This is a genomic window from Myxococcales bacterium (assembly GCA_016706225.1).
Classification (GTDB): Bacteria; Myxococcota_A; Polyangia; order Polyangiales; family Polyangiaceae; genus JADJKB01.
On sequence record JADJKB010000008.1, the window covers coordinates 242372 to 257504 of the forward strand.

At 69.2% G+C, this 15133-nt stretch carries 17 protein-coding genes; 4 read left to right on the plus strand and 13 right to left on the minus strand.

Going from position 1 to position 15133, the window contains the following annotated elements; all coding sequences use genetic code 11:
* Positions 1–100: 100 nt before the first annotated feature.
* Positions 101–649: a hypothetical protein gene (locus IPI67_15105; GenBank protein MBK7581524.1), complete on the minus strand. Its 549-nt coding sequence runs from the start codon at positions 647–649 to the stop codon at positions 101–103.
* Positions 646–1515, minus strand: a complete 870-nt coding sequence (locus tag IPI67_15110) for an alpha/beta hydrolase (GenBank protein MBK7581525.1) — start codon at positions 1513–1515, stop codon at positions 646–648. The genes IPI67_15105 and IPI67_15110 overlap by 4 nt, the downstream gene beginning before the upstream one ends.
* Before the next feature lie 157 nt (positions 1516–1672).
* Between IPI67_15110 and IPI67_15115 the strand changes: the two genes are divergently transcribed.
* The gene (locus tag IPI67_15115) at positions 1673–2131 is read left to right on the plus strand and encodes a hypothetical protein (GenBank protein MBK7581526.1); all 459 of its coding nucleotides are present in this window, start codon (positions 1673–1675) and stop codon (positions 2129–2131) included.
* Positions 2132–2245: 114 nt separating this feature from the next.
* On the opposite strand, the gene IPI67_15120 is transcribed toward IPI67_15115, so the two are convergent.
* The 6 genes from IPI67_15120 to IPI67_15145 form a co-directional block, all read right to left on the minus strand.
* Positions 2246–3373: a hypothetical protein gene (locus IPI67_15120; protein MBK7581527.1), complete on the minus strand. Its 1128-nt coding sequence runs from the start codon at positions 3371–3373 to the stop codon at positions 2246–2248.
* Between the two features lie 54 nt (positions 3374–3427).
* Positions 3428–5356, minus strand: a complete 1929-nt coding sequence (locus IPI67_15125; protein ID MBK7581528.1) for a protein kinase — start codon at positions 5354–5356, stop codon at positions 3428–3430.
* Positions 5353–6051 (minus strand): YcbK family protein, encoded by a 699-nt coding sequence (locus IPI67_15130; GenBank protein ID MBK7581529.1) that lies wholly within the window; start codon positions 6049–6051, stop codon positions 5353–5355. Before IPI67_15130 ends, IPI67_15125 begins: the two co-directional genes overlap by 4 nt.
* A gap of 21 nt (positions 6052–6072) precedes the next feature.
* Positions 6073–6948, minus strand: coding sequence for a hypothetical protein (locus IPI67_15135; GenBank protein ID MBK7581530.1), 876 nt, complete (start codon positions 6946–6948; stop codon positions 6073–6075).
* A 142-nt stretch (positions 6949–7090) separates the two neighbouring features.
* Entirely contained in the window at positions 7091–7969 is an 879-nt protein-coding gene (locus tag IPI67_15140; protein ID MBK7581531.1) for a hypothetical protein, read from the minus strand.
* Positions 7966–8271, minus strand: coding sequence for a YfhL family 4Fe-4S dicluster ferredoxin (locus IPI67_15145; protein ID MBK7581532.1), 306 nt, complete (start codon positions 8269–8271; stop codon positions 7966–7968). The genes IPI67_15140 and IPI67_15145 overlap by 4 nt, the downstream gene beginning before the upstream one ends.
* Before the next feature lie 119 nt (positions 8272–8390).
* Here IPI67_15145 and IPI67_15150 point away from each other — a divergent pair, with 119 nt between their 5' ends.
* From IPI67_15150 to IPI67_15160, 3 genes are read left to right on the plus strand one after another with little or no spacing between them, the layout of a single operon-like run.
* A complete protein-coding gene (locus tag IPI67_15150) occupies positions 8391–9056 on the plus strand; it encodes a hypothetical protein (GenBank protein ID MBK7581533.1) in 666 nt (221 codons plus the stop codon).
* Complete coding sequence (locus IPI67_15155) at positions 9053–10057, plus strand: ABC transporter permease (GenBank protein MBK7581534.1); 1005 nt, start codon at positions 9053–9055, stop codon at positions 10055–10057. Before IPI67_15150 ends, IPI67_15155 begins: the two co-directional genes overlap by 4 nt.
* A complete protein-coding gene (locus tag IPI67_15160; protein MBK7581535.1) occupies positions 10054–10875 on the plus strand; it encodes an ABC transporter permease in 822 nt (273 codons plus the stop codon). Before IPI67_15155 ends, IPI67_15160 begins: the two co-directional genes overlap by 4 nt.
* 8 nt (positions 10876–10883) lie before the next feature.
* Here the strand turns inward: IPI67_15160 and IPI67_15165 are convergent, their stop codons facing one another.
* The 5 genes from IPI67_15165 to IPI67_15185 are packed head-to-tail and all read right to left on the minus strand — an operon-like array spanning position 10884 to position 15121.
* A complete protein-coding gene (locus tag IPI67_15165) occupies positions 10884–11729 on the minus strand; it encodes an ABC transporter permease subunit (protein ID MBK7581536.1) in 846 nt (281 codons plus the stop codon).
* Positions 11726–12127: a hypothetical protein gene (locus IPI67_15170; protein MBK7581537.1), complete on the minus strand. Its 402-nt coding sequence runs from the start codon at positions 12125–12127 to the stop codon at positions 11726–11728. The genes IPI67_15165 and IPI67_15170 overlap by 4 nt, the downstream gene beginning before the upstream one ends.
* Positions 12124–13053 (minus strand): ABC transporter ATP-binding protein, encoded by a 930-nt coding sequence (locus tag IPI67_15175; protein MBK7581538.1) that lies wholly within the window; start codon positions 13051–13053, stop codon positions 12124–12126. Before IPI67_15175 ends, IPI67_15170 begins: the two co-directional genes overlap by 4 nt.
* Positions 13050–14384 carry a nitrous oxide reductase family maturation protein NosD gene (nosD, locus tag IPI67_15180; GenBank protein ID MBK7581539.1) on the minus strand — a complete coding sequence of 445 codons (1335 nt, stop codon included), beginning with the start codon at positions 14382–14384 and terminating at the stop codon, positions 13050–13052. Before nosD ends, IPI67_15175 begins: the two co-directional genes overlap by 4 nt.
* Positions 14381–15121, minus strand: coding sequence for a cytochrome C (locus tag IPI67_15185; GenBank protein MBK7581540.1), 741 nt, complete (start codon positions 15119–15121; stop codon positions 14381–14383). Before IPI67_15185 ends, nosD begins: the two co-directional genes overlap by 4 nt.
* Between the last annotated feature and the right edge of the window lie 12 nt (positions 15122–15133).

Here is a 15133-nt window from a genome sequence, read left to right on the forward strand (position 1 = left end):
CGCCCCAACCCCGCGGCCTTCGGCCGTGCGCGCTCCGCGCGCGAGCGCCGAACACATTGCAAGTCGCTGAAAACAAACGACGTTCAACCTGCTCGGCGCTCTAGAAGAGCCAGCCGACGCTGAAGTCTGCGCCGAGCGTCACGCGAGTGTTGGGCGCGAGGCGCCCGCCTTGGTCGAAATCGTGGCGCACGTCGAACGACGCGGCGAGGCTGATCTCCTGGAGGCCCCAGATGACAAAGCGGTTGCCGAAGCGGAACGACTCCTGGAGCTGCCAGAGTGTGCCGACGTCGCGATCCGTGGGCACGTAACGCACGGAGGTGCGGCCGGCGTCGAAGGCGACGCCGAGGTAGGGGCCCGCCATGCCGCGGAAGCCCGAGGCCCAGTCCCGGCGAGTGAGCCAGTATCTGCCCTCGCTGATGAACGACAGCGTGTACGAGTCGAAGTCCTCGCGCGCGGCACGGCGCGCACCCAGCCCCGCGAGGGCGCTCCAGCGCTCCGCCAGCTGACGCTCGTATTGCAGCGTCAGCCCGCTGGCAGCCAGGGCGAACGGTTTGTGGGAAATGGCGTTGTGTTTCGTCACCGGAGCGGCCTCGGCCGCACCGGGCAGCGCCAGCAGCGCGAGGCCCGCGACGAGCCCGCCGAATTTCATGGCTCTCCGATGTGGCGAGCCAGAAAGTCCGCGATCACCAGCCACGCTTCGGGGGTCTCGGTCAGGACCTCGAAGGCCAGCTCGCCTGGATCGACTCCAGGCTGCAGCAGGTGACCGCCGCCCGCGAGCCGTAGCTCGTCGGCCTCGGTACCAACGGCGCGCAGCGCGTCACGCATCGGGCGTGCTTGTTCAGGCGCGCCGATCCAATCGCCGCCGCCGTCGATCAACAAGAAGGGCGGCTCCCCGGGCTGGATCTGCGCAATGGGGGAGGCTTGCTCGTATTTGTCGGGCAGCTCGTCCAGCGTACCGCCCATGAAGTCCTGCACCCACTCCGCGTCGGCGCGCGCGCGCAGATCGTGGGCGCCGGCGCCAGGGATCACCGCTGCAGGTCGGGCTGGGCGTCCCCACTCACAGTCCGGCGCGATGCTGTCTTCGTCCCACGCCACACCCAGGAGCGACGTGAGATGCCCACCGGCCGAATAACCCATGATGGCGATGCGCTTGGGATCGATGCCGTACTCGTCGGCGTTGGCCTGCAAGAACGCCAACGCGCAACCACAATCCTTGGGTGCGTTGGGGTACACCCCGGAAGGGACCAGCCGGTAGTTGATGCTCGCGGCGACGTAGCCCGAGCGCGCGAAGCGACGGGCGGCGTTGGCGAAGTGGCGTTTGTCGCCCCAGCGCCAGGCCCCGCCATGGATGAGCAGGATCGCTGGCTGCGGGCCGGACTCGTCGGGCAGGTACAGGTCGAGCTTGGTGTCGTCGCCGTAGCGGGAGTCGTACGGGACATCGTCGATCTCGGTCGGGGCCCGGCAGGCCGTCGAGATCCCCACGACCGCCAGCGAGGCAAGAGCGCGGCGCCACATGACCCGGGAGTTTTACGCCGGAAACGCGGCGCCGACCCGCCCGAAGCACCGACTCGCTCGGATGCCGTGGAAAAACCCCGGGCGCGGCGCCGGGCTCGGCGCCCGGGAGCCCCAGAAGTTGCCAGCGCCCGGGGGCCCAGCCCATATTGAGGGCCTGATGCGCCGGCTGTTCCTGATTCCGATCTTGGCGTTCGCCCTCGGCGGCTGTGCCGGACGCGACAGCGAGGCCGAGTACCCCTCGGACGACGCGCTGTCCGCCGAGGCGGAAACCTTCGAGGCAGACGAAGACGACGCGGAGGCTGCCCGCCCGGCGCCGCCGCCCGGCACACTCTGGCGCGACGAGGTGCACTCCATCGTCGACGCCGGCCTCGGTTGGTTCTTGCAGCGGGTCGACGTCGAGGCCGCACTGGAGGCGGGGCGCTTCCGTGGCTTCCGTGTGGTTCGGCTCAAGCCGGCGGACTTCTGGCAGGGCGTGGATCTGAAGCCGGGTGACGTCGTTCTCAGCGTGAACGGCATGTCGATCGAACACGAGACCGAAGCCTACGGCGCGTTCCAGTCCCTGAAGAAGTCGGACGAGCTGCGGAGTCAAGTACGTGCGCGGTGGGAGCGAGCGTGAGCTCGTGTATCGCATCGTGGAGCCGCCCGCAGAGGCGCAGGTCAAGCTGAAGACCGACAAGAAGCTGGCGGCCAAGGCAGCGCGCTGAGCGCGGCGGCTTGGCGCGCGCCGAGCTCAGGTCGCGAGCTGGAACTTCGCCACGCTGTCGAGTAGCGAGTTGAATCGCTGGCGATCGAAGTGGGCGCCGCTGGTCATCCAGTCGACGTGTTCGCCATCCGGTTGGTCGTCGTGGAAATGCCCGAGCACGTCCAGGTGGTCACCGTCACCACACCACAAGAGCTCACCCCAGATCTGACTCAAGCTGGGCACGATGCCGTCGCTGCTCTTGTCGGTGACCTCGCCGCGAATGCCGGCAGCCAAGAGCTCGAGCTGCTCCGGCGACGGCGTGGCGTAGGGGTACATCTTGTGACGCTGGCTCGTGAATTGGTACAGCGTGGTGTACATCGCGGCGGTCAGCGCGGCGTACGGTGAGCGGACTTTCTTGGCGAAACGCACGGCCTGGGGCGGAGGCGCGGCGGTGACCACCGAGGCGTAGCGCACCTGCGGAGCGTCCTCTGCGGTGGCGTTGAACAGGTCCATCGCCTCCGGCATGATTTGTACGACCCCGCCCTGGTCAGTGCGGATCTTCTCCAGAAATCCGGAGATCTCGCCCCGACCATTCTTGTCGACGAAGCGTAAGATCAAATCTGTGGCACCGCTGATCAGGCGCACGTCGCCGCCGAAGAGTTGTTCCACCCCGCCGAGAGCCGCCAGGAGCTTCGAGAAGACCGCGAGTGAGGGCTCGCCGACCGAGAGTGAGACGACGGTGAGCAGCGAGAGGGCGTACAGCACGCGTGTGCCCGAGACGGTGGCGAAGTAGCCGGCCAGCGGCGTCCCGTAGTGCGGTGTGTTGAAAGTGACCGCCGTCCGGACCCGCGGGCGCCAGCGCAGGCGTTCTGCGTCGCTCTTCAGATCCGTGGTGGGCGACAGGACCAAGCGGATGTCGAGACCACCCGTGGAGTGACCGACCAGGTGAATGGGCCCGTCGCCGGTGGCGCTGCCCTGGACCGCCTTCGCCAACATCCGTGCGCGGTGCCGCAGCGACGAGGTCGGCGGCGTCGGCACGACGTCCGCGACGAGTTTCACCCCCGCGTCGTCGAAGCGTCGTTCCAGCCCGCGGCGCAGATGGCGAAAGTAGTCGTACCCAGCCAGGCTGCCGAAGCCGAACATGCCCGGCACGAAGTACACACGGTGAGTGGGCATACGGCGGGGGAGCGTAACACTCTCGTACGGGATTTTCGCCGCGCGCGCGACGATTCAGGCCAGAGCGTTCAGGTCCGCGAGGTCGGCCTCGGGAGCCGAGTCGCGCTCGGTCAGCGGAAACGAGAGCACGACGTCGCCGCCACGTCGAACGACGTGCGCCCGATCGACCGCCCCGTGGCGGCCCCCCGCGCGGTGCAGCGCCTCGAGCGCGTCGCGGAGGCGGGCATGCTCGGCGCGGCTCAACGCGCCGTCGAGGGGGGTGCCCACGACGACCTCGACCCAAACGGTGTCGTCGCCGGGTTGCACGGCGAGCACGCCGGCAAGAGCCGAATGATCCGCCTGGGCAAAGGCCCGGGCCCGTTCGAAGCTCGGGCCGTGCGTCGGCAGGACCACGAGCTCGCGCCCGAGCCAGGTGTCTCTGAAACGATGCGCGTCGAGAGCCTGGAGTCGGCCCTCGGTGTTTTGTCGTCGACGTGACTCCGGGGGAACACTCGCGTGCCGTCGCTCCAGTTTTTTCTCGGGCCAGCGGAGGCCTGCCAAGAGCTCGCGGGCCTCGCGGGCGCTCTCCGGCCGCTCGGCTTCGGGCCCAATCAAGCGCCGGACCAGCGCGCACTCGGCCTCACCGAGCAGGTCCGACGGCAGTTCCATTGCCGCCGCCGGTGGCGCGTCGGTCAGCGCGTGCCAGAGCAGCGCGCCGACGCCGTAGATGTCGCTCTTGGCGTTTGCTGGAGCGCCGGAGCGTTGCTCCGGTGCCATGTACGCCAAGGTCCCGATCAGTCCGCTCGTCACCGTCTGGGCGGCGTCCGCCACGTGGGCCGTGCCGAAGTCTGCCAGGTACGCGGCGCCGGCGGCGTCGAACAGCACGTTGGCCGGTTTGATGTCTCGGTGCAAAATCCCGCGGCGGTGGGCTTCGGACAGCGCAGCGAGGACTGCGCTCGCGATCTCGACGGCGCGCGCGGGCGAGACGCTGTCCTTTTCCAGCAGATCGGCCAACGAGCCGCCAGCCATCCACGCCAGGATCACGGCGGGACCCTCGGGAAAATACGCCTTGAGCGGCACAATGGCGGGGTGCCTGAGCTGGCCGAGCACCACCGCCTCGCGCTCGAAACGTTTCAGCGCGTCGCGACCCGTGTCGCGCAGCGACGCAGCCGAGAAGAGCTTCACGGCGACCTCGCTGCTCGTGAGCTGATCGACGGCGCGGAGCACACGCGCGGTGGGAGTGCGCGCAACTTCGGCGACGACGCGGTAGCGTCCGAAGAGCACCGTCTCATCCGCTTTCGCGGGCGCGCTTGGCTCTCGGGCGGGCGTTGGGACGGCGGCCGGCGCCTCCGCCTCGAGATCGCGAAGCGCGTCGCTGAGTCCGAGTGCCGCGAGGGCGCGTCGGAGGTGGGGCAAGGCGGCCGCGCGTTCGGGGGCTTCGCGCGGGATTTTTTGCAGCACCCTGAGCGCCGCCTCGTGTCGGCCGTGGTCGAGATAGAGCGCTCCGAGCAGCACACTGGCTTGGTTGCCGAGCAAGGGGTCTTCCCTGGCGCGCTCCAGACAACGCGCCGCGCCCCGCGGATCGCCGGACTGGTTGTGGGCCGTGGCTGCGTCCAGAAATAGCCCCGCGCGTTCGAAGCTCTCGGCGGCGCCGCTGGCGTCCCCCGACGCGAGCCACAGCCGTGCGGCACTCGCGTGGCGGCCTTGCTCCGAGAGCCCGCGCGCAACTCGCCACGCCGCATCGGGCGTCGCAACCAGCGCGGCGATCGCTCGGGCCTCGAGCGCCGCGTCCCCAGCCCGGCTCGCGAGCTCGACGGCGCGTGCGGCGTCGCCGGCTCGCAGGGCGGCGTCACCGGCCCGTTCGAAGCGGCAGGCCTGCTCCCACAAACGAGCCGCATCTGCCAAGAGACCGCGCTGTTCAGCGAGCGCTGCGGCCTCTTCCAGTCGATCGCTCTCTTCGAGCTCGCGGATGGCGTCCCGGGGCGGAGCGGCCTCGTGTGTCATCCGCCGTGCTTGCGCGCGCCCTTGCGCGCGCCCTGCTTGCTCACGGGCTTTCGGTGCTTCTTGTGGACCGGACGGCTCCGCTGTCCGGGACCGCTCGAGTCGACCCAGTAGTGTGGGCTCGACCTCACGTCCACGTGAACGAAGCCGCTCCTCGGGTAGAGACCGACCCCGGTGCCGCCGAGGGAGCGCGCATGGCTGGCGAGCGACTTGTCGTCGACTCCGGGGAGCACGATGTCCGCCGCGAGACCGCGGGCGTGCTGGGAGCGCCCGCCGGCCCGGTAGGCGCTGATGATGCGAACACACGGTGCGTCGAAGTGGCGCTGCAAGCCGTACAAGAGGTCGATGAGCCCAGCGTCGACGCTGTGCGCTTCGCCCTTGCGCGTGTCGCCTAGTACCTGGGCCGCGCGCGCGCGCTCGCTCTCCGCGAACTCACCGGAGTCGGAGCCAGCCGTCAGCTCCACGCGTTCTTTGGTGTTGATGTTCTCGAGCACGAGCTTGGGCCGACCGCTCGCATCGAGCGGCGCGCGGGCGCCCGCTTCGCGCAGGTGCCAGCGCGCGACATGCGCCCGGTACGCGGCGCCCGTCGCGCGTTTCGCTGCTCGGCGTGGCGCGGGTTTGGCCTGGCTCGTTGTCGTAAACGAGAAGAGTGCGAGCGCAAGCGCCAAGCCGAGAAACGCCCGAAGAGCCCGCATCATCCTCCGCAGCGCTCCAGCGCGTCAGGGCTTGAAGGCGACGCTCGTGGAGAGCTCGAACTGGAACGCCAGCTCACCGAAGTCGACGCCGGGAGCCCGGAAGGTCGCGGTGCGGACGCGCTGCAGCGAGACTCTGCCGGCGCCAGCGCGATCGAACGCGCTCGCGGGGATGGTGCCAGCGCCCACGTCGTCGCGGAAAGCGCAGGCGAGCACCCCGTCCGTCGTGGAGAGCTCCACCACGACGACGTCTCCCGCGGAGCCCACTCCCCACGTGACGTCGATCGGAGTGCGGAGGTCGACCTCTTTCAGATCACCGAGCGCTACGCCGCCCAAGGTCACGGTGTCGAGGTCGAGCGGCGCCTCGGTCGTCAAGTTGATGGCGGGCGCGTTCGGCCCACCCGCGGTGCGTACGACGTAGCTCGACGCCGAGGGAAGCGCGCTCGCCGAGCGATCCCGCGAGGCGTACAGCACGCCAGCAATCTGATCGGTGACGGTCGGGAAGGCGTGGGGAGCCAAGGTGGACTCACTGCCCGCCGCGCCGACCCATACATCCCCTGCTTCGAGCAGCTCGACGCGTCCGATGCCGGACAGCGGTGGAGTGCTCTCAAGGCCAGCCGACTTCGCGCGGCACTGCCCGATCGGCGGTGTGACGGTTCGCAGCCCGAGCAGCTGATACAGCGGCCGGGTCTCCACGTCCGCCGGCACCCGCACGAACCCAGCCAACACCTCGGCCCGGGGCGGCGTGCCGTCCGCGGTGAGCGAGCGCTGGATGGTCACGAGCGCGTGGGCACTCTCGTTCGTGTCGGCGTCGGTGCTGTAGTGCTCGAGCTCGGCGGAGCACCCGAGCGCGGCCGCGCCCATGAGCGCGAGCGCACCACTTCGAAGAGAGGCGTGACTCACGGAAGGCATGGTAGGACGCCGGGCGGGGGTGAGCAAGCTGGGTCTGGCTCGTGGCGGGGCGGAAGGGCCGGTTCTACAAAGGTTTTTCGACTCTCTTGATACGTTTGTCACCGTGCATCCCTTCCTTAAAGAAGGGTTTATGTCACTTCCACAGGTGCACGATGACCGCCGCTCCGGGGGTGATGGTGAACCCTTCGAGCTTGCCGTTGCGCCGCGTGCGCCCCCCGCTGGCATCGAGCAGCTGAATGGAGCCCTTGCCGTACTGGTACCCGGCGTCGAGCTCGAGGGCGATGCTGATGGGGTGCACCGTGGCAGCGACGCCGAACACTCCCAGGGCGAACCAGCGCTCCGCCTCGAAGGGAGCGTCATCCGCCAGCGAGGGGTCCGGGTCGATGCGGATGATGGCGGTGCCGCGCAGCCGCTCGTACCCGCCCCGCCCACCGAGCCAGAGCTGGAACAAGCTGGCCTGGCTGCGCCAGCCCACCAAGAGCGGAACATCGAACCCCACGCCGGATACACCGCCGGCGTCGACTCCGGGGATCTGCTCGTCGCTGTCGCCGCGAGCTTCACCCGGCGGGTCGTGCCCCGGACGGGCCAGCACTCCGGTCGCGCCGAGCCCAGCGCTCGCGGCGAAGCTCTCCGACGTCAGGGCGTAGCGGCCGTCGATGCGCGCGCTGCGCGCGGTGTAGGTCAAGCCAGCCTCCGTCGAGTAACCGAGCCCGGCGCGCGCGCTGACCCACGGGGCGAGGCCGGGGGCGAGCAGGCTGTGGGCGAGCGCGCCGGTCACGAATCGGTCGCGCTCCACATCGGAGTCGATGGCGCCGTTTGCCATCGCGTCGCGCGCCTCCTGGATGTGCGTCTTCGCGGTCCCCGCAACGAATTGAGAGCTGACCCCGGAGCCCATTGAGACGTGCTCTTGGGGCAGAGGATGCGCCGGGTGCAGCAGCGGAGCTCCACCGCCACACGCCGTCGAGAGGAGCGCGCCCAGCGCGCCCACGCGCAGGCAGGCTTGCCTCTTCATTTTGCGAACCTCGACGGCACCTGCCCGCGGCCGGCCCGCTCGTGCAGGTCGCGGTCGTCGGGGTGCAGGCTCAGGGCGCGCTCGAGCAGGGTCGCCTCACTCTCGGGTCGGTTCGGGTCGGGCAAGCAACACAGGACGGGGCAGACCGCCTGGCAAGCTTCGTGGTCGAAGTACCCCACGCACTCGGTGCAGCGCGCCGGATCGATGACGTAGATCTCGTCACCCTGGCTGATGGCGTCGTTGGGGCAATCAGGCTCGCACGCGCCGCAGTTGATGCAGTCGACGGTGATGTGCGTGGCCATGGCGCGTTTCTCGGGCTTTTAGGGGCCGACTCCGGCGGTGTCAACCCGGCCGGCGGGGTGCCAAGCTGGCGTTTCATCGTGACTTTTGCGGCGATGCCGCTAGAGTCCGCGCGCTCTCCATGGCGCAGCAAACTCTCGAGCGTTGGGCGGCGGTCATCGCCCTCTGTGCGCTGTCGCTGCTCGGCTGCAAACCCGAGATCGGCGACGAGTGTTCGGTCTCGACGGATTGCTCCAACGTGGGGGACCGCCTGTGCGACACCACCCAGCCCAACGGGTACTGCACGATCTTCAACTGTGAGCCTGGCACCTGCCCGGAGGAGGCGATCTGCGTCGCCTATCACACGTCGGAGAGTCTGGTATGCGAGGATCCGCAGAGCGGGCAGCGCCTGCAGCGCACCTTCTGCCTGCGTCGCTGCGACGGGAACGGTGACTGTCGTGTCGGTTACTCCTGCGAGGACCTGGGGAAGAAGAACCCCTGGGGTGCGGACGTCGTCGAATTTGGACCTACCAACGGCAAGGTGTGTGTCGTGCCGTTCTCCGGCGCTCCGCTGCCGGATGATCCCAACACCGAGGTCTGCACCGGCACCGACGCGGGTTTCGACGTGACACCCTGGCAACCCGATACGGGTACGAGCGGCGATGCCGCGTCGGATGGCGCCGACGACGCTGCGGACGCAGGCACGGAAGCGGGCGACGCGGGGGATGACGGGGCCGCGGACGCGGGCGCTGGGGACGCCGGCGACGCCGCGGCCGACGCGAGCGCCGACGCAGCCACCGACGCATGAAAAGCCAGAGCGGCGCGGCGCACCGCCGTCCGGCTCGACGGCTCCTCGACGCGCTCGTTTCCATCGCGCGGCTCGCGCGCACGGTGATGCTCCGAACGGGAGGCGCCTTCGCGACCCTGATCGCCCTCGCCACGCTGGTGTTTCTCGCGCTTCGGCTGCTGCCCGGCGATCCCGCCGCCCTGGTGCTCGGGGAACAAGCGTCGGAGCTGGACCGCGCGCTCCTGAGACATCGACTTGGGCTCGACCAGTCGCTGCCGCAGCAATACTTGCGATTCCTCGTCGGCCTCCTGCGACTGGATCTGGGCGACTCGCTCGCGCGGCCGGGCACCCGCGCGTTTGCGGAGGTCGGCCGCGCGCTCGGCCCGACCGCGAGCCTCGCAGGGATTGCCGTGCTCATCGGCGCCGTCGTCGGCATCGCGGCGGCGGTCTTGTGTGTGGGGCCGTGGCTTGGTGCTCGGCGCGAGTGGCTGCACCGGAGCGTGCTGCTCGTGGCGGCGACGCCGCTCTTGGCGTTTGCGCCCCTTGCGACCTATGTGCTCGCCGTGCGGCTGCGCTGGGTTCCTCTCCCGGGTGATCCCGACAGCGGCGCGAGCGGGCTCCTGTTCGCGTCGGTGCTGCTGTCGATCCCGCTCGCGGCCCAGGTTGCGCGCATCAGTCGCGCGGCGTTGCTCGATCTGGGGCGAGCCAAATTCCTCGATGCTGCCCGGGCCAAGGGTGGTTCACCAACGCGCGTCTGGGTACTGCACGCGTTGCCCGCGGCGTCGGCACCGATCTCGGTCGTGATCGCCGCGCAGCTGGGTGCGCTGCTCGGCGGCGCGGTGGTGCTCGAGCGGCTGTTCGAGCGCCCGGGGCTCGGCACCCTGATGCTGGGCGCGTACGCGGCCCGCGACATCCCCGTGCTCGAGGCCAGCGTCGTGGCGGCCGGGCTCTTGTTCGTGGCGGTTCAGGCGATTGCCATCGCGCTGCATGCAGCGATCGATCCCCGGGGGAGGGAGCAGTGAGCGCGGAACAGGCCGGCCGCGCTCGGCGCCGAAAGGCGCTGTCCGCCCTGCTCCCGGCGCTCTTTTTGGGCGTCACGACCGGCCTCGTGGCGCTGACGTCGCAGCGCTCTCCCTCGCGACTCCACCTGGACTTCGCCTGGGCGCCGCCGGATGCGGGGCACCCTTTCGGCTCCGGTGACGCGGGCGTGGATCTGTTCGCGTTGGTCAATCACGCGACGTTGCGCGCCATGCTGCTCGCGCTCGCGGTCAGCTGTTTTGGGTTCCTGGTAGGCACACCCCTCGGCGCAGCAGCAGGGCTCCTGCGCGGGCGCTTCGAGCGCTGGACGCTCGGCGCCTGTGATCTCGTGCAGTCGTTCCCGACGTTCCTGCTGGCCCTGGCGGTGCTCTCCGCGGTGGCGGTGCCGTCGCGGATGCACATTGGCCTGGTGTTCGCCGTGACCGCCTGGGCGCCGTTCGCCCGCGTGGCGGCGTCGCAAGCTCGGATCTTGGGAGAGGCGGAGTTCGTGCACGCCGCGCGCGCGCTGGGTCTCACACGTCCGGTGATCATCCTGCGGCACGTGATCCCGAACCTGCTCGGGCCCGTCTCGGTTCAGCTCGGCACGTCCGCCGCCGGCGTCGTACTGGGTGAGACCGCGCTGGGCTTCGTCGGCCTGGGTCCGCCGGATGGAGTCAGCCTCGGCTCCCTGCTCGAGCAGGGCACCCTGGCCATGTTGCGTGCGCCGCACGTGCTCGCGGTCGGGGTGCTGAGTGTGATGCTCGTCAGCGGCACGCTGCAGCTCGCGAGCGAGGGCATCCGCCGCGCCGCCCACGTCGAGTGACGGCGGCGTCAGGCGACCAGATCGCTGCGCCGGAGCCGACGCGCGGCGAGCAACATACACAGGCTACCGAGCAGCACCGGCCAACCTGCACCAACGAGCAACGTCAGTCGCGGCCCGAACGAGTTGGCGAGCCAGAAGCCGACCGGTCCCAGCACTCCGAGCTCGGGATCGACCCCGGACAGGAGCGCCACCCGCGCGGCCTCGGCGGGGTTCGCCGCCGCGAGGGCAAAGACCGCGGAGGGCGCCAGGCGGAAGCGCAAGAGCGCGCCGATCAGCGCAAAGTCGTGGAGCGCCGCGCCCAGCAGCCAGGCAAAGAGCGCGTACACCGTGGCACGCTCCGGGGTCTTGGCGAGGGAGCTGGCCAGGAGCCCGATGCCGAGGAAGGCCCAGGCCAGGGCCGCCGTGACCGCCAAGCTGCGCGCGACGAGCGGTGCGAGCGCCGCGTCCGACTCCCGCAAGATGGCGCTGGCGACCAGCGTTCCCAAGAACAGCACCACCAGCGGTCCGAGCACCACCACCGCACGCGACGCGACGACCGCAACCAGCCAATCGTTGCGCCGGCAGGGTTGCGCCAGGACCAGCTCGAAGAACCCGCTGGTACGAGCCCGGACGATGGTCTGGCTGGACGCGACCAGCGCGACCAGGGGCACCGCGATGACCACCGCGTTGGCGACGTTGAGCACCACGCGGGACAGTCCGGTGAACCCGAGCACCGTCGACTCGCGCAGCCCGAGCCAGATGAAGGCGGCGAAGACCACGCCGTAGACCGCGGTGGTGAACACCACCCAGCGCGAACGCAGCGCGTCGCTGAGCTCCAGCCGAAACAAAGCCTGCTGTCGGTCGGCGGCGCTCACGGTTTCTGCTCCCGCCGCTTGCGCGCGGCCGCTTCGAGCTGACTGAAGTCGGCGTCGCCGTCGCCAGCAACGACGAAGCCGTAGTCCATGGGGGTCTTGCCCGAAGCGCTGAAGCGGGCGCTCTTTGCGTCGAGCCACTTGCCGCTCGTATCGCGCACCCACATCTTGGTGGCGGTCACACCGCGCTCCTGAAGGTAGGCCGCCATGCACCCCGGGTCGTCGAAGAAGACTCGCTTGCCATCGCTTGTCACCAGCTGAGCGGCGTGGGCCGGATCGCTGACCAGCATGGCGCAGCTGCCGCAGGGCTGTTTGCCCCAGATCGGGTCCGCGGGCTCGTTGGTCGCCTCGCAGGCCAAGAGCGCAAACGAAATCAGCACGGCGGCGCAGCCCCGAGTCATGTCCGCACCGCCTTGAGTCGGGGTTTGGACCCTGGCTCCGCGTCCGTGGCCGGGTCGCTCAGCGAGAGATCGTCCACGTGGTACACGCTGAGATCCGAGATCGCCGTGCCGTGTTCGCGCACCAGACGCGCCATCAACGCGATCTTGTCGTCCTGGGTGACGAGGGCTTCGAACTTGTTCGGTCCGCCGAGAACGAAGCCGTTGTCGTGCAGGAAGGCCCGCACGGTTTCCGGAGCGCTGCCGCTCAGGGTGACCTCGAACTGGAAGCGGCGACGATCCGCCAAGATCTCGTCGACCGATGCGTCGCGCTCGACTCGCCCTTCACGCAGTTCGACCACGCGCTCGACCAGCTGCCGGACCTCGTCGATGCGGTGGGAGCAGAGCACGGTGATGTGGTGTGAGGGTCTTCGATCCAGCTCCGCCAGAAATGCCGCGCGAGCCTCGGCGTCCAGGTTTGCGGTGGGTTCGTCACAAACCAGCACCGGCGCGTGAGCCGCGAGCGCCAGTGCGCCGAGCAACTTCTGTTTCGTGCCGCCGGACAGATCGCGAAAACGAACCCGCGAGATCTCCTCGAGGGAGAGGCCGAGGCGAAGCGCGCGCTCGACTACGGCCTTCGGCGCCATGTCGCGCATGCGGCACAGCGCAGTGACGACCTCCTTGACCGGAGCCTCGATGGGCGGGGCGATTTGTGGCATGTATGCCACGCTTTTGAGCGCAATCTCCGGGCTCACGGCGACGTCGATGCCACCGATGCGCACGCTGCCTTCGACCCGAAGCAGACCGAGAATGGCTCTGAGGAGGGTGGTCTTGCCGGAGCCGTTCGAACCAACGAACGCAACCCGTTCTCCGGGCTCGACCCGCAGGCTCACGTCGTTGAGCGCCGTGACTCGCCCGAACGCCTTCGACACGTGGGAGATCTCGATCATGGTGGCCTCCGCTCGAAGGCGGGCCGGGCATCGACGAGCAGCTTGCGCTGAGCGAACGTCGGGACGGCTTCGGCAATGGTGTCTACCAGACCCATGGCCGCAGTGCCGCGAAAGAAGCGCAGACTAGGGTGGGAGTCGGTCAGCTCACCAGAGAGCCGCTTGACCTCGTAGGCCACGTCGCCGACCCCGTCCCGATTCAGGTCGTAACCGGCGTAATCCGACCAGTAGTTGCCCACGAACGACAGACCTAGCATGTCGCCGCCGCCATCGACCTCACCCACCGCGCCGTTTCCAGACAGCTCGTTGTCGGCGAAGCGGATGCTGCGGTTCGAGCCGTGGGTCCGGAGGGCCACGTCGTTGAGAGCCAGCAGGTTGCGCTCGAACACCACCTCTTCGTGCGGGGAGCGCGGGGTGTTGTCGAGATAGATGCCGGTGGTGTTGGCGACGATCCAGTTGTTCTCCAGGTGAACCGTCTCGCTCTCTTTGAAGCCGAAACCCATGCCGGCAGCGCCGCGTGCTCCGGCCAGGACGTTGCCTTGGGCATGCACGCGGTTCGAGTACATCACGAAGATCCCGACCTCGTTCTCGAGCAAGCGGCAGTTCTTCGAGAACGAGTCGTGGGCGTACATGAAATGCGCGCCGTAGCGGCTCTTCTTCACGATCACGTTCTCGAGCGTCACCCGGCGCGAGTACCAGATCACGACGTCCCTCGCGTTCTCGACCAGAGAGTCCCGCACGACCGAGTCGTGAGCCTCCCACAGTCGGATGCCGTCACCGCGCAGCAGGTCGCCGGAGGTTCCCGCGACGTGCACACCGCGGACCAGGCAATGGGTGCACTCGCTGAGCTCGAGACCAAACAGTGTGTCCTCGGTGCGAAGCTGCTCCAGTCGGATCCTCTTTCCACTCGCCTTGACGCCTGCGTCTTCGCGCGTGTTGCTCCTGCCCGAGTGCGCCAGGGTCAGGTTCTCGACGCTGACCCCGTCGGCCTTGATCGTGAGGACCGTGCCCGAGCCCTGGCCGTCCAGCACACTCTGGCCGGTTCCGCGCAGGGAGACGCGCCGATGGATCGCGAAGTTGCCGCTGAACGTCCCCGGTCCGAGCCAGATCTCCTGCGGCCCGGTTGGGTCCGCCAAGAGGCGCGTGAGTGCGGTCGCGTCCTTGGCGATGGGGGCTCCCGCGGGCGGCGAGAGGGCGCTCGGTCCGCCGGGCGCCGGGACCTCCGGGGGGGTGCGGAAGGTGGGCCGCAGATTGCGTGCGGCGAACGCCGTCGCGGCGAAGGCCACGGAGAGCGCGGCTCCCCAGGCCAATCGCCGCCACGTGCGCGGCGTCACGGACTAGCCCCGGCCTGCGGTCCCACGAATGCATCCCGACACACTGCGCCGCAGTTCCCGGCCTTTGCGCAGCTGTTGCAGACCCGAGCGCGCAAGACCGCGGCGCCAGCCAGCAGCACGAACGCGGCCACGGCCATCCAGAATCCCGTCGTGGGCTGAGCGAAGGTCATGAACTGGCCGATCTTGCCGTTGCCGAAGAGCTGCGGGGTGAACGAGGGCAGGCGGATGGGCGCCTCGGGGTTCAGCGAGTGCCCAAAACGGTACATCCAGTAGTAGCTGTCGGCGATGAAGGCGAAGGGAAACACGAAACCCACCGCGGCGAGCAGCCGTCCCAGCTTCTTGCCGGCGATCAAGGTCAACGCGACCACTGCCACCGCTAGCACGGCAATCCCGTAGCCGGCCAGCTGCCGCTCGGTGGGAGCGGCCTGGGTCAGGCTGGCCATGCCGATGTAGTGGTTCAGGATGTCCACCTCCTTGGCGTCGCCGGAGACGCCGGTGAGGGAGACGATGATCTGCAGACCCTTTGGGTACTGCGGCGCATACAGCTTGATCCACCACCAGGGCTGAGAGAGTGAGCTCACCTGCAGGCCCACGGCGGCGAGGGCGAGCACAATCACGCTCCACCTCGCCGCCCACCGCCGCCGCACGCCGGGCACGGGCGCCACGACCTTCAGGTGGTGATGCCCGTCCGCGGTTTCTTTGACGTTCTCTCGCTTCGATTCGGCAGCGGCTGTCATCGTGGCTTCGGT

Excerpts from the sequence above, each read along its gene's own strand:
- IPI67_15105 (MBK7581524.1), bottom strand. The coding sequence starts at position 649 with ATGAAATTCGGCGGGCTCGTCGCGGGCCTCGCGCTGCTGGCGCTGCCC.
- IPI67_15110 (MBK7581525.1), bottom strand. The coding sequence starts at position 1,515 with ATGTGGCGCCGCGCTCTTGCCTCGCTGGCGGTCGTGGGGATCTCGACG.
- IPI67_15115 (MBK7581526.1), top strand. The coding sequence starts at position 1,673 with ATGCGCCGGCTGTTCCTGATTCCGATCTTGGCGTTCGCCCTCGGCGGC.
- IPI67_15120 (MBK7581527.1), bottom strand. The coding sequence starts at position 3,373 with ATGCCCACTCACCGTGTGTACTTCGTGCCGGGCATGTTCGGCTTCGGC.
- IPI67_15125 (MBK7581528.1), bottom strand. The coding sequence starts at position 5,356 with ATGACACACGAGGCCGCTCCGCCCCGGGACGCCATCCGCGAGCTCGAA.
- IPI67_15130 (MBK7581529.1), bottom strand. The coding sequence starts at position 6,051 with ATGATGCGGGCTCTTCGGGCGTTTCTCGGCTTGGCGCTTGCGCTCGCA.
- IPI67_15140 (MBK7581531.1), bottom strand. The coding sequence starts at position 7,969 with ATGAAGAGGCAAGCCTGCCTGCGCGTGGGCGCGCTGGGCGCGCTCCTC.
- IPI67_15145 (MBK7581532.1), bottom strand. The coding sequence starts at position 8,271 with ATGGCCACGCACATCACCGTCGACTGCATCAACTGCGGCGCGTGCGAG.
- IPI67_15150 (MBK7581533.1), top strand. The coding sequence starts at position 8,391 with ATGGCGCAGCAAACTCTCGAGCGTTGGGCGGCGGTCATCGCCCTCTGT.
- IPI67_15155 (MBK7581534.1), top strand. The coding sequence starts at position 9,053 with ATGAAAAGCCAGAGCGGCGCGGCGCACCGCCGTCCGGCTCGACGGCTC.
- IPI67_15170 (MBK7581537.1), bottom strand. The coding sequence starts at position 12,127 with ATGACTCGGGGCTGCGCCGCCGTGCTGATTTCGTTTGCGCTCTTGGCC.
- IPI67_15175 (MBK7581538.1), bottom strand. The coding sequence starts at position 13,053 with ATGATCGAGATCTCCCACGTGTCGAAGGCGTTCGGGCGAGTCACGGCG.
- IPI67_15185 (MBK7581540.1), bottom strand. The coding sequence starts at position 15,121 with ATGACAGCCGCTGCCGAATCGAAGCGAGAGAACGTCAAAGAAACCGCG.